The organism is Neptunitalea chrysea (assembly GCF_027924145.1).
Classification (GTDB): Bacteria; Bacteroidota; Bacteroidia; order Flavobacteriales; family Flavobacteriaceae; genus Neptunitalea; species Neptunitalea chrysea.
On the sequence record NZ_BRVP01000014.1, the window covers coordinates 52,241 to 75,034 of the forward strand.

25 protein-coding genes are annotated in these 22,794 nt (G+C 34.3%); 9 read left to right on the plus strand and 16 right to left on the minus strand.

Annotated features, from left to right (window positions below; all coding sequences use genetic code 11):
* Positions 1–9 precede the first annotated feature (9 nt).
* The 3 genes from NBRC110019_RS10925 (at position 10) to NBRC110019_RS10935 (ending at position 5,057) form a co-directional block, all read left to right on the plus strand.
* Complete coding sequence (locus tag NBRC110019_RS10925) at positions 10–1,404, plus strand: OmpA family protein (protein ID WP_281754800.1); 1,395 nt, start codon at positions 10–12, stop codon at positions 1,402–1,404.
* A gap of 63 nt (positions 1,405–1,467) precedes the next feature.
* Positions 1,468–4,209 carry a PD-(D/E)XK nuclease family protein gene (locus tag NBRC110019_RS10930; protein ID WP_281754801.1) on the plus strand — a complete coding sequence of 914 codons (2,742 nt, stop codon included), beginning with the start codon at positions 1,468–1,470 and terminating at the stop codon, positions 4,207–4,209.
* 2 nt (positions 4,210–4,211) lie between these two features.
* Entirely contained in the window at positions 4,212–5,057 is an 846-nt protein-coding gene (locus NBRC110019_RS10935) for an alpha/beta hydrolase family protein (protein ID WP_281754802.1), read from the plus strand.
* Here NBRC110019_RS10935 and NBRC110019_RS10940 read toward each other — a convergent pair.
* Both NBRC110019_RS10940 and NBRC110019_RS10945 read right to left on the minus strand, forming a co-directional pair.
* Complete coding sequence (locus tag NBRC110019_RS10940) at positions 5,054–5,635, minus strand: hypothetical protein (protein ID WP_281754803.1); 582 nt, start codon at positions 5,633–5,635, stop codon at positions 5,054–5,056. The two genes, NBRC110019_RS10935 and NBRC110019_RS10940, sit on opposite strands and share 4 nt — an antisense overlap.
* A 44-nt stretch (positions 5,636–5,679) precedes the next feature.
* Positions 5,680–6,252 carry a DUF3109 family protein gene (locus tag NBRC110019_RS10945; protein WP_281754804.1) on the minus strand — a complete coding sequence of 191 codons (573 nt, stop codon included), beginning with the start codon at positions 6,250–6,252 and terminating at the stop codon, positions 5,680–5,682.
* A 128-nt stretch (positions 6,253–6,380) separates the two neighbouring features.
* Here NBRC110019_RS10945 and NBRC110019_RS10950 point away from each other — a divergent pair, with 128 nt between their 5' ends.
* The 3 genes from NBRC110019_RS10950 to NBRC110019_RS10960 are packed head-to-tail and all read left to right on the plus strand — an operon-like array spanning position 6,381 to position 7,775.
* Entirely contained in the window at positions 6,381–6,950 is a 570-nt protein-coding gene (locus NBRC110019_RS10950) for a MarC family protein (RefSeq protein ID WP_281754805.1), read from the plus strand.
* 11 nt (positions 6,951–6,961) lie between these two features.
* On the plus strand, positions 6,962–7,162 hold the full coding sequence (locus tag NBRC110019_RS10955; RefSeq protein ID WP_281754806.1) for a hypothetical protein: 201 nt from the start codon (positions 6,962–6,964) through the stop codon (positions 7,160–7,162).
* A 1-nt stretch (position 7,163) separates the two neighbouring features.
* Positions 7,164–7,775, plus strand: a complete 612-nt coding sequence (locus NBRC110019_RS10960) for an FAD-dependent oxidoreductase (RefSeq protein WP_281754807.1) — start codon at positions 7,164–7,166, stop codon at positions 7,773–7,775.
* A 188-nt stretch (positions 7,776–7,963) separates the two neighbouring features.
* On the opposite strand, the gene NBRC110019_RS10965 is transcribed toward NBRC110019_RS10960, so the two are convergent.
* The 4 genes from NBRC110019_RS10965 to NBRC110019_RS10980 form a co-directional block, all read right to left on the minus strand.
* On the minus strand, positions 7,964–9,559 hold the full coding sequence (locus NBRC110019_RS10965) for a S41 family peptidase (protein ID WP_281754808.1): 1,596 nt from the start codon (positions 9,557–9,559) through the stop codon (positions 7,964–7,966).
* A gap of 4 nt (positions 9,560–9,563) precedes the next feature.
* Positions 9,564–9,995 (minus strand): deoxycytidylate deaminase, encoded by a 432-nt coding sequence (locus NBRC110019_RS10970; RefSeq protein ID WP_281754810.1) that lies wholly within the window; start codon positions 9,993–9,995, stop codon positions 9,564–9,566.
* Between the two features lie 91 nt (positions 9,996–10,086).
* Positions 10,087–10,671: a HupE/UreJ family protein gene (locus tag NBRC110019_RS10975; protein ID WP_281754811.1), complete on the minus strand. Its 585-nt coding sequence runs from the start codon at positions 10,669–10,671 to the stop codon at positions 10,087–10,089.
* Positions 10,672–10,740: 69 nt separating this feature from the next.
* Positions 10,741–11,454 (minus strand): molecular chaperone DjiA, encoded by a 714-nt coding sequence (locus NBRC110019_RS10980; protein WP_281754812.1) that lies wholly within the window; start codon positions 11,452–11,454, stop codon positions 10,741–10,743.
* A gap of 204 nt (positions 11,455–11,658) precedes the next feature.
* Between NBRC110019_RS10980 and NBRC110019_RS10985 the strand changes: the two genes are divergently transcribed.
* The 3 genes from NBRC110019_RS10985 to NBRC110019_RS10995 are packed head-to-tail and all read left to right on the plus strand — an operon-like array spanning position 11,659 to position 13,526.
* On the plus strand, positions 11,659–12,069 hold the full coding sequence (locus NBRC110019_RS10985) for a BrxA/BrxB family bacilliredoxin (RefSeq protein WP_281754814.1): 411 nt from the start codon (positions 11,659–11,661) through the stop codon (positions 12,067–12,069).
* Positions 12,070–12,129: 60 nt separating this feature from the next.
* Entirely contained in the window at positions 12,130–12,861 is a 732-nt protein-coding gene (locus tag NBRC110019_RS10990; RefSeq protein WP_281754815.1) for a lysophospholipid acyltransferase family protein, read from the plus strand.
* Positions 12,862–12,863: 2 nt separating this feature from the next.
* Complete coding sequence (locus NBRC110019_RS10995) at positions 12,864–13,526, plus strand: HD domain-containing protein (protein WP_281754817.1); 663 nt, start codon at positions 12,864–12,866, stop codon at positions 13,524–13,526.
* Positions 13,527–13,650: 124 nt separating this feature from the next.
* Here NBRC110019_RS10995 and NBRC110019_RS11000 read toward each other — a convergent pair whose 3' ends face one another.
* From NBRC110019_RS11000 to hemH, 10 genes are all read right to left on the minus strand, one after another.
* Positions 13,651–14,325, minus strand: a complete 675-nt coding sequence (locus tag NBRC110019_RS11000; RefSeq protein WP_281754819.1) for a response regulator transcription factor — start codon at positions 14,323–14,325, stop codon at positions 13,651–13,653.
* A 3-nt stretch (positions 14,326–14,328) separates the two neighbouring features.
* Positions 14,329–15,123: a sensor histidine kinase gene (locus NBRC110019_RS11005; protein WP_281754820.1), complete on the minus strand. Its 795-nt coding sequence runs from the start codon at positions 15,121–15,123 to the stop codon at positions 14,329–14,331.
* Between the two features lie 145 nt (positions 15,124–15,268).
* Positions 15,269–15,925, minus strand: a complete 657-nt coding sequence (locus NBRC110019_RS11010; protein WP_281754821.1) for a hypothetical protein — start codon at positions 15,923–15,925, stop codon at positions 15,269–15,271.
* Between the two features lie 97 nt (positions 15,926–16,022).
* Positions 16,023–16,544, minus strand: a complete 522-nt coding sequence (locus tag NBRC110019_RS11015) for a hypothetical protein (RefSeq protein WP_281754822.1) — start codon at positions 16,542–16,544, stop codon at positions 16,023–16,025.
* Between the two features lie 208 nt (positions 16,545–16,752).
* A complete protein-coding gene (locus NBRC110019_RS11020; protein ID WP_281754824.1) occupies positions 16,753–17,250 on the minus strand; it encodes a hypothetical protein in 498 nt (165 codons plus the stop codon).
* Between the two features lie 245 nt (positions 17,251–17,495).
* Positions 17,496–18,566 carry a PA0069 family radical SAM protein gene (locus NBRC110019_RS11025; protein ID WP_281754825.1) on the minus strand — a complete coding sequence of 357 codons (1,071 nt, stop codon included), beginning with the start codon at positions 18,564–18,566 and terminating at the stop codon, positions 17,496–17,498.
* Positions 18,567–18,825: 259 nt separating this feature from the next.
* The gene (locus tag NBRC110019_RS11030; RefSeq protein WP_281754828.1) at positions 18,826–19,608 is read right to left on the minus strand and encodes an enoyl-CoA hydratase/isomerase family protein; all 783 of its coding nucleotides are present in this window, start codon (positions 19,606–19,608) and stop codon (positions 18,826–18,828) included.
* Between the two features lie 5 nt (positions 19,609–19,613).
* The gene (locus NBRC110019_RS11035) at positions 19,614–21,029 is read right to left on the minus strand and encodes a sensor histidine kinase (protein WP_281754899.1); all 1,416 of its coding nucleotides are present in this window, start codon (positions 21,027–21,029) and stop codon (positions 19,614–19,616) included.
* A 151-nt stretch (positions 21,030–21,180) separates the two neighbouring features.
* Positions 21,181–21,732, minus strand: a complete 552-nt coding sequence (locus NBRC110019_RS11040; protein ID WP_281754830.1) for a CopD family protein — start codon at positions 21,730–21,732, stop codon at positions 21,181–21,183.
* 10 nt (positions 21,733–21,742) lie between these two features.
* A complete protein-coding gene (gene hemH, locus NBRC110019_RS11045) occupies positions 21,743–22,771 on the minus strand; it encodes a ferrochelatase (protein ID WP_281754833.1) in 1,029 nt (342 codons plus the stop codon).
* Positions 22,772–22,794 lie beyond the last annotated feature (23 nt).

The window sequence follows — 22,794 nt, forward strand, 5'->3', positions numbered from 1 at the left end:
TAAAACAATATGAAACACTTAAACAGACTGGTACTAGTATTTATACTAGGCTTGGTATTCACTAACGCTCAAGCTCAGGATGAAAATAACCCATGGGCCGTTGGTTTAGGTGCCAATGCGGTAGATTTCTATCCTACCAATGCTAACTCTCAAATGGGATCTTGGTTTTCGCAATATTTCAATGCTAAAGAACATTGGAATGTATTACCTGCAGTTTCAACTTTTCAAGTTTCAAGATATGTAGGAAGTAATTTTTCTGTTGGTATTAGAGGATCTATTAATAACATAAAGAAGTACGGAGAATCGTCTGTAAATGAACTTAAATATTATGGCTTAGATGCCGCACTTAAATATAGTTTCCAAAAATCATTAAATAGCGGTTTTTTTGATCCTTATTTAGAAGTTGGTGGCGGTTATACATGGATGGGTAGTGACGAAGGTTTACCTAACTATGAAGATGGAGGTACAGTGAGTAATCCTACTGTAAATAGTGCTGTTGGTATTAATTTTTGGTTAAGCGACAACTTTGGTATCAACGTTCAAACAGGTTACAAACATCAGTTTGGAGATCAGGCTATGCCACACTTCCAACACATTGCAGGTATTGTATTTAAATTTGGCGGAAGAGATACAGACGGTGACGGTATCTACGATAAGGAAGATGCATGTCCGGAAATACCTGGATTAATTGAATTTAACGGTTGTCCTGATTCTGACGGTGATGGAATTGAAGATGCTAAAGATGCATGTCCTAACGAAGCTGGTTTAGAAGAATTTATGGGTTGTCCTGATTCTGATGGTGATGGAATTGCTGATAAAGATGACAAGTGTCCTAAAGTACCTGGATTAAAAACATTGAATGGTTGTCCTGATGCTGATGCTGATGGTATTACCGATGCAGACGATAAATGCCCTCAAGTAGCAGGTCCTATCGCTAACGGTGGATGTCCATGGCCAGATACGGATAAAGATGGTGTTTTAGATAAAGATGATCAATGTCCAAGCGTTGCTGGTACAGTAGCTAACAAAGGATGTCCAGAAGTAACTGAAAAAGTTCAGAAACAATTAAATGAGTATGCTAAAACTATCTTATTTGATTCTGGTAAAGCATCAATTAAAGAACAGTCTCAAGAAGTATTAGAAAACATTCTTGATATATTAAAAGAATACCCAAGTGCTAAATTTACAGTTGAAGGACACACAGATAGTGTTGGTAGCGAAACTAACAACCAAAAATTATCTGAGTCTAGAGCACTTTCTATAAAAGAATACTTAACTAGCCACGGTATTGAAGAATTCAGATTATCTGCCAAAGGTTATGGGGAATCTAAACCAATTGATTCTAACAAAACTAGAGCTGGTAGAGCTAACAACAGACGTGTAGAAATCAACTTAGTAAAATAAGAAAGTTGATAAACAATTATAGTAAAACGCTCCGAAATTCGGAGCGTTTTTTATTTTTATAAAATGAAAAGTTTTCTTGAAGACGTTGCCATACATGTTTTAAATACCGCCGAGAAGGTAGAGGATATTTCGTTTATTTTACCCAGTAAAAGAGCGGGTGTATTTTTAAAAAATGCCTTTATAAAAAATTACACTAAAACAGGATTCTCTCCTGCATTTATTAGTATAGAATCGTTTATAGAAAATATTTCGGGTCTAAAATATGCTAATAATATTCAGCTACTTTTTGAACTTTACAGCACATACCTTTCCATTGAAACCAACGAACCAGAAGACTTTTATAGTTTCTCTAAATGGGGACAACTTTTACTTCAAGACTTTAATGAAGTAGACCGATATCTGGTAGATCCTGAAACGGTTTTCCCGTATTTAGCTTCTATAAAAGAAATGAATCATTGGTCTTTAGAAGCAGAGCAAACAGAGCTCCAAAAAAGATATATTGACTTTTGGAATGGCTTAAGCGATTACTATTATCAATACAAAGAAAATCTGCAACAAAAAGGAATAGGATACCAAGGTATGATTTATAAAGAGGCTATAGAAAACCTTGAATTTTACCAACAAAACAATCCTAATACCAAACATGTATTTGTAGGCTTCAATGCCTTAAACAAAGCAGAAGAAAAAATTATACAAGAACTTTTAGAAAATGGTAATGCCGATATTTATTGGGATATAGATAACTACTTTCTAAAAGATGAAGAGCATGATGCGGGTTTATTTATCAGAAAACATTTTAAAACCTGGAAGTACTTTCAGGAAAACCAGCCTAAATGGATATGTAATGAGTTTGAAACTGCCAAAGAAATACAACTTATTGGCATTCCTAAAAATGTAGGGCAAGCCAAATACACTGGGGCACTTCTGGAAGAGTTGTACCAAAAAAATCAGTTGAAAAACACTGTCGTTGTTTTAGGAGACGAAACCCTATTAACACCTGTTTTAAATGAAATACCTAATCAGGTACAACAGGTGAATATTACCATGGGACTACCCCTTACAGAAACTCCCATTGCAGCATTTTTTTCACTGTACTTTCAATTGTATCTTAATCCAAAAGCGCACTGGTATTATAAAGATGTGCTAAACGTGTTAACACATCATATTTCACGACAATTATTGGGTGAAACAGCCACTGAGATTATTAACTTTATCCAGAAGAAGAATAAAATACAAATTACCCCACTTCAGTTAAAAGGATGGGTAGATACACCTAGTAACGAATTAGAGCACCTTTTTTCAGATACCATTAAAGTTACCCCAAAAGTGTTAGTGGATAACTGTTTTAATCTTATTAGTGCGCTACAAAAATTTTACGAAACCGATAAAACCATCTATCGATTAGAATTAGAATACTTATATAGATTCTATACGTTGTTTAATCAGCTTTACGAATATTTACAAAATAATACTTTTATTGGCTCTGTTAAAACGTTATATAGTATTTATAAAGAACTTATTAGTACAGAGACTTTAGATTTTCAGGGAGAACCGTTAGATGGAATTCAAATAATGGGAATGCTGGAAAGTAGAAATCTTGATTTTGAGACCATCATATTAACAGCTGTTAACGAAGGTATATTACCATCAGGTAAAAGCAATAATTCTTTTATTCCTTTTGATATTAAGAATTTACTGGAAATGCCTACATACAAAGAAAAAGATGCGGTCTATACCTATCACTTCTACCGACTTTTACAGCGTGCTAAAAACATCTATATATTATACAACACTGAAATTGCCGACGCTTTAAAAGGAGGAGAAAAGAGTCGTTTCATTATGCAACTGCAGGTAGAAAATCTACCGCAACACACCATTACCAATGTGGTTGCATCACCAGAAATAAACATTGTTAAACAAGAGAGAACAATTCAAAAAGACGCTCCATTAGTAGCGCGCCTTAAAGAAGTTTCTGCTAAAGGATATTCGCCTAGTAGTTTAACCAATTATATTAGAAATCCGTTAGATTTCTACTTACAATCTGTTTTAGGCATTCGCCAACAAGAAGAAGTAGAAGAAACCATTGCTGCAAATACGCTGGGTACTATTATACACAATACCCTTGAAGACCTTTATAAACCCTTTGAAGGCAAGGTGCTATCTGTAGAAAATATACAAACGTTTCAAAAAGGATACGTAACCGAGCTAAAAAAACAATTTGCAGATGTATACAAAGGAGCCGATTATAGCAAGGGTAAAAACCTGCTTATTTATAATGTAGCCAATACTTACGTTAAGCGTTTTTTAGAATCTGAACTCAACCTCGTCAAAAATCATACCGTTAAAGTTGTTACTATTGAAGGTAATTACAAAATTCCTTTAACCATAGAAGGCATCAATTTTCCGGTACATCTAATAGGCAAGGTAGATCGCGTAGATGAAATAGACGGGCAATTACGTATTGTAGATTACAAATCTGGGCGAGTAGAAAGTAAACATGTAGAGATTGTTGAATGGGAAGAACTTATAGATGAGTACACCTATAGCAAAGCTTTTCAGATACTTGCCTATGCATATATGCGTAATAAAGAAGTGCCCTTTACCAATGCTATTGCCGGTATTATTTCGTTTAAAAACTTACAAGCCGGATTTTTACAATTCTGCAAAAAAGATAAACGTGCTCCAAAAGCCCATAAAGAGGTGCTTATAACCCAAGAAACGCTAATGTTGTTTGAACAACAATTACACAATCTTATTAAGGAAATAGTAAATCCTACTATTCCGTTTACTGAAAAAGAAGTATAGCCATGATAAAAGAACAATTTGTATTAGAAGGAAAACACAATCTACCTATTCTGTCTGACATAACCCTTGTACCCCATCAGAAGAAAAAACCTTTGGTCATATTTGTACATGGTTATAAAGGTTTTAAAGATTGGGGCTGCTGGCATTTGGTTGCAGAAGAATTTGCAAAGGCTCATATGTGCTTCCTGAAATTCAATTTTTCGCATAACGGCGGTACTGTAGAACAACCTATAGATTTCCCTGATTTAAAAGCCTTTGGAAACAATAACTATGTAAAAGAATTAGATGATATTCAGGCAATTATAGATTATTTTACCAGCACTGATTTTAAATACAGTAAAGAAATAGATACCAATGCTATTTACATAATAGGTCACTCAAGAGGTGGTGGTATAATAACTATAAGTGCTGCAGAAGATTCCCGATTAAAAAAATTAGTATCATGGGCAGGTGTTAGCGATTTTGAAAGCAGATTCCCTACTGGATTTAAACGTTTAGTTTGGCGACTTAGAGGTGTAGGATATGTAGAAAACTCTCGTACCAAACAAAAGATGCCTCACTACTACCAATTTTATAAAAACTTTATAGCAAACCGCGAGCGACTAAACATTAAACGCGCTGTACAAAAACTAAACATCCCTATTTTACTGCTACATGGAGATACAGATGCTACCGTACCGCTTTGGGAAGCAGAGCATATGAAAAAATGGAACCCGACGGCGCAATTAGAAGTTATACCTAATGGAGATCATGTTTTTTCAGGAAAACATCCATGGGATACAGATACCCTACCTGAAGATTTAATGACGGTAACCCAAAAAACAATTGCTTTTTTAAAAGCTGATTAATTTTCTTGCAAACTTAAATCAAGAATATGAATAGTGGCTAAATCTTGAAGATTTCTAAGATTCTCAAGCTTCTTGAGTTCCTTTTTACCCACTTTTGTATTGCATAGTAAATATACGTCTAGCGTATGCTTTTGTGTTTCTTGCATAAACAGATTATCGTGTGCAAAAACAGTTTTGGTTTTCATTAACACCAACTTTCTAAAGTCTTGTAACAACTCAAAATCTACGGATGTTAAGCTATCTAGAGCACGTTGGTTGAGCGCATTAATTTCATTTCCCGTATTCTTACTACACGAAACAAAAAAGGCATTTTTATGGTATTTATCAAAAATATAAGCCTCAGGAAAACCCGCAAATTTTGCTCGGGTTTCTACCAATGCTTCTTTATTTTTTAGCGTATGAATATATACCCCATAATGAAGCGTATCTTTTAAAAAGTCGTCATAGTATGCCATTCGTTGCTTATTCTTAACCTTCACAACACCATTACCATTAAAGATATCAGAAATGGCCGAACACGATAGTAACATTAGCAACATTACTATACTTATTGAATACAATGAAATGCTATGCTTCATCTTGTGTAGAATTTGTGATAAATATACTTAAATACTGTTTAAACCTATTGGTTTTTCCAAGCCTGCGCAACTTCTTCTAACTCATTGTACCAAGCTTCTCCATATTTTCGTATTAGAGCTTCTTTTACAAACTTATAAATAGGCACCTGTAATTCTTTCCCCAGAGAACAAGCATCATCACAAATATGCCATTTATGATAATTTACTGCAGAAAAAGATGAGTACTCCTTTACCCTAACCGGATATAAATGACACGAAACAGGTTTCTTCCAATTCACTTCTCCCTGGTTGTAAGCTTCTTCAATAGCACAAAGGGCAGTTCCTTTATCATCAAAAATAACATAGGCACAATCTGCTCCGTTAATTAATGGTGTTTCCCATTCGCCATCTTCACCTTTTACATACGTACCTTGCTCTTCAATAACCTTTACACCTTCAGGGCGCATAAATGGCTTTACCTTCGGATAAATTTCATCCAAAATTTTGGTTTCATCGTCTTCTACCGGTGCTCCGGCCTCTCCGTCTATACAACAAGCCCCTTTACAGGCAGAAAGATTACAAACAAAATCCTTTGAAATAACCTCTTCTGATACTATGGTTTTATCTATTTGAAACATGCCGCAAATATAGGTTAAAAAAAAATTGTTGTTAAACACAATTATTTAATTGATATTTTAAATTTAAATAACATTTTAGTTATTACATTTTTAATATTTTTGTCGTCGTTTTTTTAAAAATTGTTGATATGGTAGATTTTAAGCAAATAATAACAGCCACTATGGTATTGTTTTCGGTGATTGATATTATTGGAAGTATTCCTATTATAGTTAACCTAAGAGCTAAAGTAGGACATGTACAATCTGAAAAAGCATCTCTGGTTGCATTGGTAATTATGATTGCCTTTTTATTTGTTGGAGATGAAATATTAAAATTAATTGGTATTGATGTAAACTCATTTGCCGTAGCCGGTTCTTTTATTCTATTCTTTTTGGCTATTGAAATGATTTTAGGAATTACACTTCACAAAGATGATGCGCCGGAAACAGCCTCTATAGTACCTATTGCTTTTCCACTTATTGCAGGTGCTGGTACTATGACTACATTACTATCATTACGCGCTGAATATGAAGTAGTAAACATTATTATAGCCATTATTATTAATATGGTATTTGTATACATAGTGTTAAAATTATCGGGCAAGATAGAAAAGGTTCTAGGAAAATCGGGATTAGGAGTAATACGTAAAATATTTGGTGTAATTTTGTTAGCTATATCGGTAAAATTATTTGCCACTAACATAACAGGATTATTTTAAAAACACATCTTATGAAAATTTTCACCTTAACCATCATAGCAATAGCCATTTGTTTTATTGGCATTAATGCAACCAAAGTTAGCTTTAGAGCTCCTTTTGAAGGTGATAGTTCTATTGCGCTTATAGGTATTTTTGCTTCGTTATGTGCTATTGTACTAATGCTTATCTTAAGAACATCTTATAAAATAGCTGAAAAACTTAAAGAGAAATAAGATGATTTCATTTGATGCTTTGGTAATTGGTGGTGGTGCAGCAGGAATGCAATGTGCTATTATGCTTGGATCGGCTTTAAACAAGCCCTTTGCTAAAAACAAAAAGGTAGGCATTATAATGCACCAAAAGGCTTCACATTTACAAACCGCTGTTTTTAATAATGTGCTTGGTTTACCTGCAGGCACAAAAGGTTCCGATATTCTTAAAGAGGGCATACAGCATCTTGAAACAACGTACCCTGAAGTAATTCAAATACATAAAGAGAAGGTAACCGAAGTATCTGGTACTGCCGGTAATTTTACAATAACTACTAATAAAAACACCTATAATACTAAAACCATTATAGTTGCTTTGGGTAACACCAACCTTTTCAATATTGAAGGACTCAACCAATATATAGTGCCTCATGAACGTGCAAATCCGGTAAAAGAACGTATTCAATTAAAAAACACCAACCACGTGGTAACAGAAGCTATCTATGTTGCAGGCACTCTTGCAGGATGGAGCAGCCAATTACCTATTGCTATGGGTAGTGGTGCTCAGGTAGCACTAGATGTTCTTACAATCTGGAACGAGGGTAACCCTGTACAAGTACACGATAAATTGGTATAAATAATTATATAAGATTATTGTTAACTTTTACAATATATTCTTTGTAGTACATCCCTAAAACTTATTTTCGATTGATACCCCCCAATCATATTCCTTTAGATGTACACTATAACGTGCATTAAGGCTATCTTTAAATATTAATCTTATATCTATTGGTTACTTAAATATACACCAGAAATCTGGTGTGTTTATTCGGTTATTTTAGTATTATGGTATAGCTCTAACACTTTTAGAACCATAGTATCATTACTCTTAAGTACCCGCTGATATGCATTATCTCCGAATAGCTGATTTGCCATTGCCGCTTTTAATGCCTTGCTTACCTCCTTATCATAAGAGGAAATATTTAATCCGAACTCTTTTTTATTTAAGAATTCCTGAAATCCGTTCAGCATATCTTCCTCAGGATGAAACCTTTTTATAAAATCATCTTCTGTCATACTAGCAAACCTACCTCTATCTGTATCTAAATATTCAAATACATAGGTTGGCACCAATTCTGACTGAAGAATATAATTTAAATGACCCTTATAAATAGTTTCTAAAGGAACAAACACATCTGGTATAATACCTCCACCTCCGTATACTACTTTGCCTTTTGGAGTAGTAAACCGTAGCGAGTCGGCCACTTGAATACTATCTGCATATTGTAGTTCCCCTCTTTCATAACGTTTTTGGAAATCATCATAGTAATCTTCAATCCCATTGCTATATGATTTCTGAATCGATCTTCCTGTAGGGGTATAATATCTTGCTATAGTTAATCTTACAGCAGAACCATCTGGTAGCGGCATTTCTCTTTGTACCAACCCTTTTCCAAATGATCTACGACCAACAATGGTTCCTACATCATTATCTTGTAATGCGCCTGCCACAATTTCACTGGCCGAAGCAGAGTTTTCATTAATTAAGACATATACCTTGCCCGACTCAAAATCGCCTCTATCCGTAGCAAATATCTTGTCCTCTTCACCCCTCTTATTTCTGGTAAATACAATTAATCTTCCCTTAGGTAAAAACTCATCAGCCATTTGCTCAGCCATTTCCATATAGCCCCCCGGATTATCTCTTAAATCTATAGCAATAGCTTTTGCTCCATTATGTCTTAATAAGGTTAAGGCAGTTCTAAATTCTTTATACGTAGTTTCCGCAAATCGATTTACTTTTATGTAACCAACCTCATCATTGACCATAAAAAAGGCATCTACACTTTTTAGTGGTACCGGTGCTCTGTTTAAAGCAATATCCAATACTTTATCAGTACTTTTTCTGTATATTTTAAGATTTACCTCTACTCCTTCTACGCCCTTCAGTTTGCTAATTACAAACCCGCGAGAGTATCCCTGACCATACAAGGTATCTTTATCTGCCATCAAAATACGGTCACCTGCCAAAATTCCACCTCTTTCTGCAGGTGTATCTTCAAGTGTTCTGGTAACCATTAAAGTATCATTCAACATCATTACACTAATACCAACCCCTACAAATTCACCCTTCATATTTTCGGCAATCTTTTCTGTTTGTGTATTTGGGATATACACAGAATGCGGATCTAACTTGGCAAGAATATTATTCACCGTTACATCTACAATACTATCAGTATTAACATCATCTACATACTCATAATCTATATAATCTATAAGTCGGTTTAATTTATCTTTCTTGGAGTTAGACGTAAAAAACAAATCTGCAGAATCACTAAAACGCATCTTACTACCTATTACAATTCCGGCAGATAGTGCCAATGCAACAAATATGGGTATTAGATACGATCTTCCTTTCATAAGCTTATTCTTCTATATTAGGTATATGTTCTAAAGTAACGCCTGCTTTTTCTAAAAATTTCAATCCAGCATCATCTTTATAGGCATTAACATACACAACTCTTTTAATACCTGCCTGGTGCACCAATTTACTACATTCTTTACAAGGAGAAAGCGTAATATATAAAGTAGCCCCCTCGCAAGAATGTGTAGACGCTGCTACTTTTAATATGGCATTGGCTTCTGCATGTAGCACATACCATTTGGTATAACCTTCTTCATCTTCACATACATTTTCAAAATTGGTAGGTGTACCATTATAACCATCCGAAATAATCATTCGGTCTTTTACAATAATAGCACCAACTTGCTTTCTTTTACAATGCGACAATCTTCCCCATTCGGCAGCCATTCTTAAATACGCCTTATCATAGCGCAATTGCTTTTCAGTATCCATAGTGTCTTTTTAATAACAAAAACGATGCCTAAAACTTAAACAGACATCTTTTAACGAATATAGCTAGATTTATATTCAGAAACAATACTCATTAAAATGGGTACGTATTAATAAGCATTGGTATTACCATGCCTATTATGATAGACGATAAAACCAAAATCCAGTCACGTCTGTTAAACCTAAATACCGTTTGCATTAATACCCCTAAAAGCAGAATAAGGAACGCCACAATAACCTGTGCAGCTTCAACCCCAAGTGCAAACTCTAGTGTTTTTATAAATTTTGTATCCTGTTGAGCAACAATCTGTTTAAAATACCTTGAAAAGCCAAGTCCGTGAATAAGTCCAAAAAACAAACTGGTAAAAAACACCAAATTCAACCCTTTCCCTGAAACCGATTTACCAGCTGTAAATACATTGTACAAGGCAGTAATAAAAATGGTAATAGGAATAAGAAACTCTATATAAGTGCCACTAAACGACAACTGACCGTATACCGCTAAAAGTAAGGTTAACGTATGTCCAACAGTAAAAATGGTAACCAAAAGTATAACACGTTTCCAGTCTTTAAATAAATACGGCACTACCAAGGCCGCAAAAAACAATACGTGATCATATGCCTTAATATCTAACACATGATTAAATCCTAATTTAGAATAAAATAAAAACTCATCCATTAATAATGCATTTAGGGTACGCTCAAAGCTACAATTTATAATTGATATGTAGGTGCACTATCAGCTAACTTAAAATCCACGTTCTTTTTGAATCTGTTCGTATGCCTCTTGAACCTGTCTAAACTTTTGTTCTGCCGCTTTTTTATCAGTATCATTACCAGATACTACTTTATCAGGGTGATATAATTTTACCAAATTTCTATAAGCTCTTTTAACCTCTGCATCGGTAGCTGCAACCACTATATTAAGTACTTTATACGCATTTGGTGGTACCTCTTTTTTGTATTGCTTAATATTAAACATAAGCTTAATTGTCTCAAAATCGTTTCTATAAATTTTAAGATAGCCAGCTATTTCCTCAATCTTATGAGCTTCTCTCGGACTCATATTTCCATCGGATAAAGCCACTCCAAACAACAACTGAATAATTTCTAAACGCTCTTGGTAAGTAGTTTTATGTAATACATAATAACACACCCTATGCGAGACAATCTCTCTATTTTTAAGGGTTTCATTAAAGGTTTTAAAAGTAGCATTGGCATGTTCTTTACCATATTTCTCTACAAAGTAATTACGCACAAAATCTTTCTCGGGACGGTTTACATTCCCATCCGATTTTATAATCAATGAAGTTAAAGAAAGTATATTAAGTTCTACATCGTAAGGGGTAACTACAATACGATTAGGATCTGTATTTGCAGGCGCATTACCAAATAATCCTGTACCTAAACCTAATTTGTACATTACATACAGTAATCCTACAAATATGATAACGTTGAACATTAAAAAACTAAATTATATTATAAACCACAAAAAACCAGCTCCTTAGATAGAACCTAAGCTTATTTTTCCTTTTTTCGTGTAAAGAAAACAATAAGTTACGACAAATAAAAATATAACAGAAGCACCCAGGTTTAAATTGTATAGAAACTCTATTTTATTTTGTACCTTTGGTGCTTATATGCAAACCATATAAAAGTAAGAAATATGTATCCAGCAGAATTAGTAAAACCAATGAGAGAAGACCTTACACAAGTAGGGTTTGAAGAATTACATACATCTGAAGCAGTAGAGAGTGCTTTAGCTAAAGAAGGTACTACTTTAGTAGTAGTAAATTCAGTTTGTGGTTGTGCCGCAGCAAACGCAAGACCAGGAGCTAAATTAAGTTTAGCAAATGCAAAAAAACCAGATCACATTGTAACGGTTTTTGCAGGAGTTGACAAAGAAGCTACTGATACCGCAAGAGGACATATGGTTCCTTTTCCTCCATCATCACCAAGTATGGCGTTATTTAGAAACGGAGCATTGGTACATATGTTAGAGCGTCACCATATTGAAGGTAGACCGGCAGAAATGATTGCCGAAAACCTGAAAGATGCGTACGATGAATTTTGTTAATCTATAAGTAGCACATAATTTATAAAACCACGCTGGTGCGTGGTTTTCTTTTAAGTACTCATGAGAAAACTAATTGCCTACCCCTTAACGGTTATTTTCCTTTTATTATTTGGACTTTTATTGGTGATTTTTCACCCTGTTCAATGGATATGCCTAAATATTTTTGGATACAGCGCACATAAAAAAAGTGTTGCCATCCTTAATTTTTTTCTTACCAAGTGCTTACTTGTTCTTGGTACCTCTGTAAAATTTGAAAATAATTTTAACCTACCGGAAGGTGCTCCTTTGGTTATTGTTGCCAATCACCAAAGTATGTACGACATACCGCCTATTATTTGGTTTTTAAGAAAACACCACCCTAAGTTCATCAGTAAAAAAGAATTGGGTAAAGGTATTCCTAGTGTATCATATAATCTAAAGCACGGCGGATCTGTTTTAATAGACCGAAAGGATAAAAGACAATCTGTACCAGCAATTTTAAACTTTGGTCAGTACATCTATAATAAAAAGTTTGCAGCAGTTATTTTCCCTGAAGGGACCAGAAGTAGAGACGGTAAGCCTAAGGCTTTTCAGCACACTGGACTTAAACTACTATTTAAAAAAATACCTGATGGGTATGTAGTGCCTCTTACTATAAACAACTCATGGAAAACTTTAGAGTATGGCAAATTCCCTATGGGCATTGGAAATAAGATAACCTTAGCAGTAAGTGAGCCTATTGCTATTGCCGATTATGATGCAGAAACACTAATTACACTCACCGAAGAAGCTGTAAAAAAGAATATTATATAATTGTGAAAAACAGAGAAATTATTGAACAAACAATTGCCTTTGTAAAAGAAACTTTAGCAGATGCTGAAGGCGGGCATGACTGGTTTCATATTCAACGTGTTTTCAAAAATTCTTTATTAATAGCGAAGGATGAAGATCCTGATAGTTATAATACGCTTATAGTTTCCCTTGGTGCTTTGTTACATGATATTGCCGATAGCAAGTTTTATAATGGGGATGAAACAGTAGGTCCCAAATTGGCTAGTGCCTTTATGAAATCTATATCATTAGCCCCTGAAGTAATAGAGCATGTAATTAAAATAATTGAGAACATCTCTTTTAAAGGCGGTAACCACACTGTTCAATTCGCTTCTAAGGAATTAGCCATTGTACAAGATGCCGATAGGTTAGATGCTATTGGAGCCATTGGTATAGCACGTACTTTTAACTACGGTGGATTTAAAAACAGAGCGTTATACGATCCAGAAATTACTCCTGATTTACATATGGATAAAGAGACTTATAAAAAGTCTACTGCTCCCACTATTAATCATTTCTACGAAAAGTTATTGCTTTTAAAAGACCGAATGAACACCAATACAGGTAAAAAATTAGCAGCGGAACGCCATGCATTTATGGAGCAGTTTCTAGAACAATTTTATGCAGAGTGGAACGGAACACGCTAAATGCTAGCACTTTTTTAAGCTTTCTTAACTACAACTTTAATACTAGTTACTGCAAAACCACGGTATCTCTACAATAAAAATAAATGAATGCTGAAAATTTAATGGTGTATAAAAGCCAATGCAATTAAATATCAGGCGATACTTGTACCAACTGATTACGTATACCATATACCACTAATCCCGCAGTATTTTTAGATTCGGTTTTTAATAATAGTTTTTTACGATGCACCTCAACGGTTCTCGGACTAATAAATAGTTTATCGGCGATTTCATGATTAGTGTATTGATTGCAGATAAGTTCTAAAATCTCTAACTCACGTTTAGACAACTGATTACCCAACAGCACTTGTATATTAACAGCTTTCCCATTTTGTTTTTCTTCTTCTAACACATCGTGTACCCATTGGTCATAATGAAAACCAGTACTATACACTTTTTTGATAGTAGACACCACCTCTTTAGGAGAGGTGTTTTTTAACAGGTAAGAAGACGCTCCTACATTAATCATATTGGTGATAAAGGCTCTACCTCCATAACTACTTAAGGCTATAATATTAATTTCAGGGTATTTTTTCTGAATTACTTTAGTGCACTCAACCCCGTTCATTTCCGGCATTTTAATATCCATTAAAATAATATCGGGTTTTACTAAAGCACCCGATAGTTGCTTTACTAGTTCGGCTCCATTTTCAGCTTCAAAAAGCACTTCAAATTCAGGTACCCTTTTTAATATAAATAAGATTCCTGCTCTAAATAATGTTTCATCGTCTGTTACTGCAATTTTTATTTTTTCTTCCATACCCTAAACTTTTATAGTAGCTAAAACCCCTTCACCAGGTTTGCTTTTGTATGTTATAGACCCTTTAAGTATATCTAAACGACTTTCTATATTTTGCAGACCAAGCCCTTTTTTATTCATTGCCTTTTCAGCATCAAACCCTTGTCCATCATCTTTATAAACTAATAACAACCCTTTAATTTGGTCTGTAGTAACATTTACTACAATATGTTTTGCTTTGCCATGTTTCAACGAATTGTTAAGTAATTCTTGTACAATTCTAAACATATGCAGCTCGTTTTCTTCTTTTAAAAAGCCCGTTTTGTAATTATTATTTAAAGTCACAGAAACTTTCTTACTATTATGGTATTCATCACAAGCTTCTTCTATGGCTGCTCCCAAACCAAATCTTTCCAGTACCGGAGGTAATAAATTGTGCGCAATTTTACGCGAAGTATCTAGCGTAGTATTGGTTATTTGCAACACTTGGTTTAACATCTGCTTTAACTCGTCTCCTTCAATATCTTCCTCTAATAAAAACTGTGCATTTAAGGATACTACATTAAGTTTAGAACTAATATCATCATGCAAATCTTGTGCAATACGCTTACGCTCCTCTTCTTGGGTTTCTATAGACGCTAAAAGCATTTCTTTCTGGTGGTCTATTACCAATTTTTGTTTCTCCATTTCTTTCTTTATAATCTTCTTACGAGATAAATAAAAGAAAAGAATAAGGGTTAGTGACATTACTAAAAGCAATATCACCGCAATAACAATAATGGTTAAAAAACCATAACCATCAGAAAACAAACTCTCCATATAACTAATGTAACTACTAGATTTTTTTAATAGCTTATTGTAAGATGCAATACTTATAAATGGTTAAATTACATAAATAATATGAGTTGCGTTCATATTATGTAATACTATTTTAGAATAAATATAACTCATTGTATACAATCTCTTATTTCCTAAAATGCCAGTTAACTCCTCTGAAATTTTCTATCCATTCTAAAATCACCAGAAGCTGATACAACAGATATACTATGCTATTTAAAAACCAGAAACTATAATATTCTTTTCCCTTAAAAAAATACTCTTTCATAAGTATATCGTAACCCGAAAAAACAATACTACTACTTAACAAATACAGCATAATACCCGCTGAGAAATAAATCCACTTTTTATTCATTATTTCTATCGACCTGTATAAATACATAACTGCATAGGCTATTAATGGTACCGAGCACAGAAACACCTCTACATTATAAATGTTCTTATAAATATCTTTATCTGTTAGATACCGAATGGTTAAAAAGGCAGGAATTAGATAAATTAGATACGTAATTACTTGTTTAACTATCTTTTTACGAAACAGGTGACGGTACAATAAAGAAACCGTAATAAACTGTAGATTAAAATAGTAGTGTGTTAAATGTAAATTAATCCAATTATGTTTTGCATAATACGTTGCTATTATTTGCACTACTACAATACACCACATATACCATCTAAACCGTCTTAAGCTTGGCGAATTGGCACTTTTTTTTGTAAAAAAAGTATAAAGCAACGTATTTAACCCCATAGCTGCATACTCTAAATCGAAAATAAAGTGTTCCATACTAACAAAATGGGTTGGGGTTATCAGTTACGCGTTTACGTGTTAAAAACACACAAATATACTTCACTAAATCATATAGTACCTATTTTAGCACAAATTACAGAACAACTTCTTTTCTTCTAAAATTCTTATACCATTCTACAGTAATTAATACCTGATATCCCAGATAGATAAAATTATTTACCAGCCATAATTGACCTATATAACCACTTTCTGTATCATTATTTATTAAATAATTTCCACCTACATATACAAGAAGGCTGCTTATTAAATACACAAACAATCCAATACTTACTAAGATCCAAACACTTTTTTTAACTTCTAATGAAATGAATAAATAATATATTATATATCCAATAAGCGGGATAGAACACATTATAATTTCAGGTATATAAAAATTCCAAAATGCCTTTGGATCAAATACAAATAAGATGCTTACGATAATTGGAATCCCTATTAGAAGATACTTTGAGAGCATCCTAAACCTTAAATTCGGAATTAGCTCTTTAAACAATAAAGAAACAAACACAAATTGAAGTATAAAGTACGCATGAGAAACATAAATATTCTCCATATGATTCTCCTTTAAGACCCTCATAACCAACTGTACAACTGCCATACTAAAAACATAACAGAAAAAATACAACAGAGGTTTTGTTCTATTTCGAAGATATGAATAGGTAAATAACAACGTATTAATTACAATAAAAGTATAGCATGAATACTTCAGAATATCTTTAATCATTTAGCAATAAGGTTGGGTATTGCTAAATTAGAAAAATAAAAGATTGTGGTCGTTCTTTTTAAACCACAATCTTTAAAATATTTTACTTTTTACACCCTTCTACATCATAAGGCTCCATAAGTATACTGGTAAGGTCACAATCATCTGGACACGGTTCTATAAAGTCGTAAATCCCTGTAGTTGTTTTATCTATACCAACCGACCCTTCTTTTGTTTCTAACAAACCTGAAATAATTACATCTTTGTTATACTCCTTTTTTTCAGCATCTTTAGCTACTTCAGTAGTATTAATGGTAAGTGTCATTTTATTATCAGGATCCATTCCTAAATACACACGAAAACCATTAATTTCTTTATCACTTTTTAATTCTTGTAATTCATCCATAAGCTTATATAACCCATCAATGTCTTTTTTCGGAATCCAAAAAGCTTTTACAAAATTGGTTGGTAGTGGCCGGTCTTTGTACTTATCATTAAACATCCTTACTATGGCTTCCATATTGTTAGCGTATCTGCCAATACGCTCTTGAGCATCTGCAATAGAAATTTCGTTATCCGATAATCCTAGTGGTTTTTTCATACTTTTAAATTATAATTGATTATTTGATTCTTATATATGGTTAATATAATTATTATTTTTAAGCTCTACGTCATTTTATTTAAAAACACGATGTATAAAAGCACTTATTGCTAAAGTGTTGATTTCCTGAGATTTTTGTACCACTCGATACTAATAAGTTTTTGATATATAACATAGACTATCAAATTCACTTTGGCTAAAGTAGTAACTAAAAGATTACCTACTTTACTTACAAAATTATCTTTTTAAAAAAGACGTAACTGGTTATCTATATTCTTCTGATATTTCTCTACAGCTAACTTTGGAAATACCTTATTTTTAAAGTGTTTAGCTCTTGCTAATGCTATTTGTCTTTTAATCTGTAACGCAAAAACACCTTCACCTCGCATTCGATCTCCAAACCTACTATCGCCTAAACTACCTCCATGACATTCTTTAATTTGGTTCAGTACCTTGTCTGCTCTATCAGGTAATGCCTTTTCTAACCAATCGGTAAATATGTCGGCAATGGCACCATTTAAGCGCACTACGGTGTAGCCTATAGCTAAAGCTCCAGCGTTGGACACCGCTTTTGCCATGGGTAATATCTCATGGCTATTAATCCCAGGAATAATAGGAGCCAACATGGCATTTACAGGAATTCCATTCTCTGTCAATTGCGTAATGGTTTCCAACCGCTTTTTAATGGTCGTAGTCCTAGGTTCTAGGAGTCTTCGTGTATCTTCAGATAATGAGGTAACCGATATATTTACCCCCACTAACTGAGCCGACGCTAACTCCTTTAAAATATCGAGATCTCTAAGAATCATGGCATTTTTAGTAATAATACCCACCGGATGCTTGTATTTTAAAAATACTTCTAAACATTTACGGGTAAGCTCAAACTTTTTTTCCGCAGGTTGGTAGCAATCTGTATTCCCTGAAAGTACAATGGTTTGTGCTTTCCAATTTTTACTTTTCAGTTTGGCTTCCAGTAATTCGGGAGCATTCTTCTTAATAAGAATAGTTCGCTCAAAATCGAGTCCGGCACTATACCCCCAATACTCGTGAGAATTACGGGCATAGCAATATACACAGCCATGCTCGCACCCCTGATACGGATTCATAGAATGCGACATGCCCACATCGGGGCTATTTACTTTGTTTACAATAGTTTTTGGAAAAACCGGCACATACCTCGTTTTGTTTTTTGCAGGCTCCTCTCCCTCAACATGGCAATACTCCAAAAATTCTAGATCGGGGATGTGTTCCCCTTCCTGAAATCGGTTATGCACATTCTTTTGGGCGCCTCGCCCTTTTAGGTAAGCATCTGACATAAAAAAACTTTGGTTTCGGGAAACCAAAGTTTTAATAAATATTACTTAAATGCAATTTTAAAAACGTTAAAAACTATAAAATTATCTTAATAAACTTTTTACACTTATCCGTATAATTATTCTCTATAAGCATACCATTTATTGTTTTTATAGAAGCGCTTAAAATCCAAAACCTCCATCTTTCATACTTATTGTAAAGGCATATAAACACATTCCCTTTTATAAAACCAGATGCTCTGTTAATACACATCGAAACCTATTATTTCCCCGGAAAATCAGCCTTTCTTTTTTCTAGGAAGGCTGTAGTTCCTTCTTTAAAATCTTCGGTACCAAAACAATATCCAAAGCCTTCAATTTCGGCTTTATACCCATCTACACCATATTTAAAACCAGCGTTTATAACCTCTAAAGCTTTACCAATAGCTACCGGAGAATTCTTAGCAATACGTTCAGCAATTTTTTTACAGAAAGGTAATAACTCTTCCTGTGCTACCATATGATTAATTAATCCCCACATCAATGCTTGCTCGGTACCAATCATGCCACCGGTCATGATCATCTCCATAGCACGCCCTTTACCTACCAAATTTGGTAATCTTTGCGTACCTCCATACCCAGGTATTACCCCTAAAGAAACTTCTGGTAATCCCATACGGGCACTATCACTAGCTACTCGCATATGGCAAGCCATAGCCAGCTCTAAACCACCTCCTAATGCAAAACCATTTACAGCAGCAATTACAGGCGTTTTTAAACCTTCTACAAAATCAAACAAAATACGGTGTCCTTTTGCTGCCAAGGCTTCTCCCTCTTCTTTAGAATACGAAGCAAATTCGGCAATATCGGCACCAGCAACAAATGCTTTTTCCCCGTTACCTGTTATCATAATAACACGTACTTCGGGGTCTTCTTCAAAATCTGTGAATGCCGTATGTAACTCTAAAATAGTTTCATTATTTAAGGCATTTAATTTAGTAGGTCTGTTAATAGTAATCATTCCCAGACTGTTCTCTTTAGTTGTGATAATGTTGTTGTAGCTCATAATACTTAAAGTTCTTTTTGTTTAGGAAAACTAACGGTAAAAACCGTACCCATATGTAATTTAGAAGTAAACGTAATAGATCCCTTATAGGTTTCTACAATATTTTTTACCATGCCTAAACCAAGTCCCATACCGCTGGTTTTGGTGGTAAATTTAGGTTCAAAAATTTTTTCTTTATTCGCTTCCGAAATACCTATTCCGTTATCAGCAACCTGAATTTTAATATGCTCTCCATCTTCAAATACGGTTACTAAAATTCGGGGTTCTTTATCTTCGGGTATTGCCTGTAATGCATTTTTAACCAAATTGGTAATAATACGTACCAACTGGGTTCTATCTAATTTGGCTATAAGTTCTTCTTGTTGCGGACGGTAAATAATGGTTTTCTCCTTAAAAATATCCAAGGCTAATTTTACCACACCTACTACATTTAAAGTTTCATTTTGCTGTGCAGGCATATTGGCAAAACTAGAGAAGGCAGATGCAATACTACTCATGGTATCTATCTGCTGGATAAGCGTTTCTGAAAACTCTTTTACCTTGTTATGTACCTCCGGATCTTCAGCGTCAAAATAACGTTGAAAAACCTGTACCGTTAAACGCATAGGCGTTAACGGGTTTTTAATTTCATGGGCTACTTGTTTTGCCATTTCTCTCCATGCCTGTTCTCGCTCACTCTTTGCAAGTTTAACGGCACTTTCTTCCAACTTATCAATCATTCCATTATACGCTTCAATTAAATAACGTAACTCATCATTAGGTTCTTTAATGTGAATTTTTTGGTCGCCCTTGCTTAATTGAGTTTCGTGTAATTTATCGGAGATCGTTTTTAAAGATTTTGTAATGTAGGTAGACACAAAATACGCAAGAAATACCGCTATTATAATCATAAACACGTATACAATTACCAAACGGTATAGAAACTCCTCTAACTCTCTATTAGTTAAGGTATCATCTTCAAAATAGGGTATGTTAAGAATTCCTATAGGTTTAAATCGTGTGTCTGTAATATATACGTATAACGACTGGTAACTGTTACCTGCCGCATGTTGATAGGCTACATAGCGTTTATTAGGACTGTTGTACAATTTGTTAAGTACATCATCTTTCAACTGCCTTGCCAAACCGTTGTACACTAATTGCGGGCGCGAGCTTTTGATAATTTTTCCGTCTAAATCGTAAATATTAAAATTTACGTTCTGTATATCGGCTATCTCATAGATAGCATCTCTAAAAATGTACTGAAGATTATTGGTAGTTACTTCGTAGGTGGTTCCTTTTAGCACATAATCTATGCTAAGCATAATCTGCTCTTCCTTTGTTTGTAAGCGTGATTCGTGGTAATCTTTGGCTTGCTCTCGATACTGATAAATAGTAACAATGGCTATTAACAAACAGGCTATTACCACCAAGGTAATCATGGCTACAAAAATACGTGAGCGTAAAGATATTTTTTTAAGCACCTACTTTTAGTTTTGCCGTTTAAAGATAGGAAATTATCTGGTCTTAAAAATTAAAATGCACTACTACTTACATTACACAGACAGCCTATAAATTTTGATGATTAAGATACTATGCCTCCGGATTTTTTGCACGTATACGCTTATACAACTTTATACCCAGCATTAAGAAAATAGCCAGTCCTAATAAACCAACTACACCAAACACCCAGCTTACAGCGCTTTTTAAAATCACTAGAAACACCACAGCAAATAGCATAATAGTGGCTATCTCATTATAAATACGCATATAATTAGAGGTATATTTTACAATCCCCTGCTGTAGTTGTTTAAATATAAAGTGTGTTTTTATATGATATATTATTAGACCTACAACAAACAGTAGCTTTACATGCATCCAGGGTTGATGCAGATAGAAAGGTCTTACAATTAATAAAACAATAGCAAACAACGTTGCCAATACCGCCGATGGCCAGGTAATAATAATCCACAAACGTTTAGTCATTAGTCGTAACTGATCACACAGAATAGTTCTGTCTGGCTCAGCTTTGTCATTGGCCTCTATATAGTATATAAAAAGACGCGGAATATAAAACAAACCCGCAAACCAGGTAACTACAAATATTAAGTGTAGTGACTTTATATAGTTGTAAAACTCTTCCATTTTTATATGTTTATGCAGTAGTTTCTGTCACAGCCCATTGATCTACCCAACGTGCTAAAACATTAACCCAGTCCTCACGATCATTTAAACATGGTATAGCATAAAAGTTTTCACCTCCAGCCTCTATAAATTCTTCTTTACCTTCCATTCCTATTTCCTCCAAAGTTTCTAAACAATCAGATACGAAGGCAGGAGTAACAATAGCCAGATTTTTAACCCCCTTATGCGCTAAGTCTTCAATAGTTTTGTCGGTATATGGTTGTAACCAAGGATCTCTACCTAATCTACTTTGAAACGAAGTACTATAAGTTCCTTCTTTTAATCCTAGAGTTTCTATTACCTGACGGGTTGTTTCATAACACTGATGACGGTAACAGAACTGGTGTGCCGGTGAAGGCGTTTTACAGCATTGACCATCTAACTGACAATGAGACTTTGTAACATCTGATTTTCTGATATGGCGTTCTGGAACTCCATGGTATGAGAATAATAAGTAATCCCATTTTTTACCCTTCAGTTCATCTGCAATTGACTGCGATAACACACGTACATAATCTGCATGATTATAAAAGGCAGGCACCTCTGTAAAAGACATTTTAGGAAACTTCTTCTTTCTAATTTCTTCTGCTAACACCAAAATAGTTTCGGTAGTAGCCATGGCAAACTGAGGATATAATGGCACTAATAATACCTCATCAACTCCCTTATCTGCTAACTCTTGTAGTCCACTCTCTATAGACGGATTTCCATATCGCATTGCCAATGCCACCGGAACCGATACCTTTTCCTGTACCTTCTCCTGTAATCGTTCCGACAATACGATTAAGGGTGACCCTTCTTCCCACCATATTTTTTTATACGCAGCAGCTGATTTTTTTGGACGGGTATTTAAAATAATTCCTTTAACAATAAACGCTCTTAACAAATAAGGTTTGTCAATTACGCGCTCATCCATTAAAAACTGATCTAAATACTTCCTTACATCCTTAGGATCAGTACTGTCCGGAGAACCAAGATTCACAAATAATACGCCTTTCATGTGTTATTTTTTTTCAAAATTAG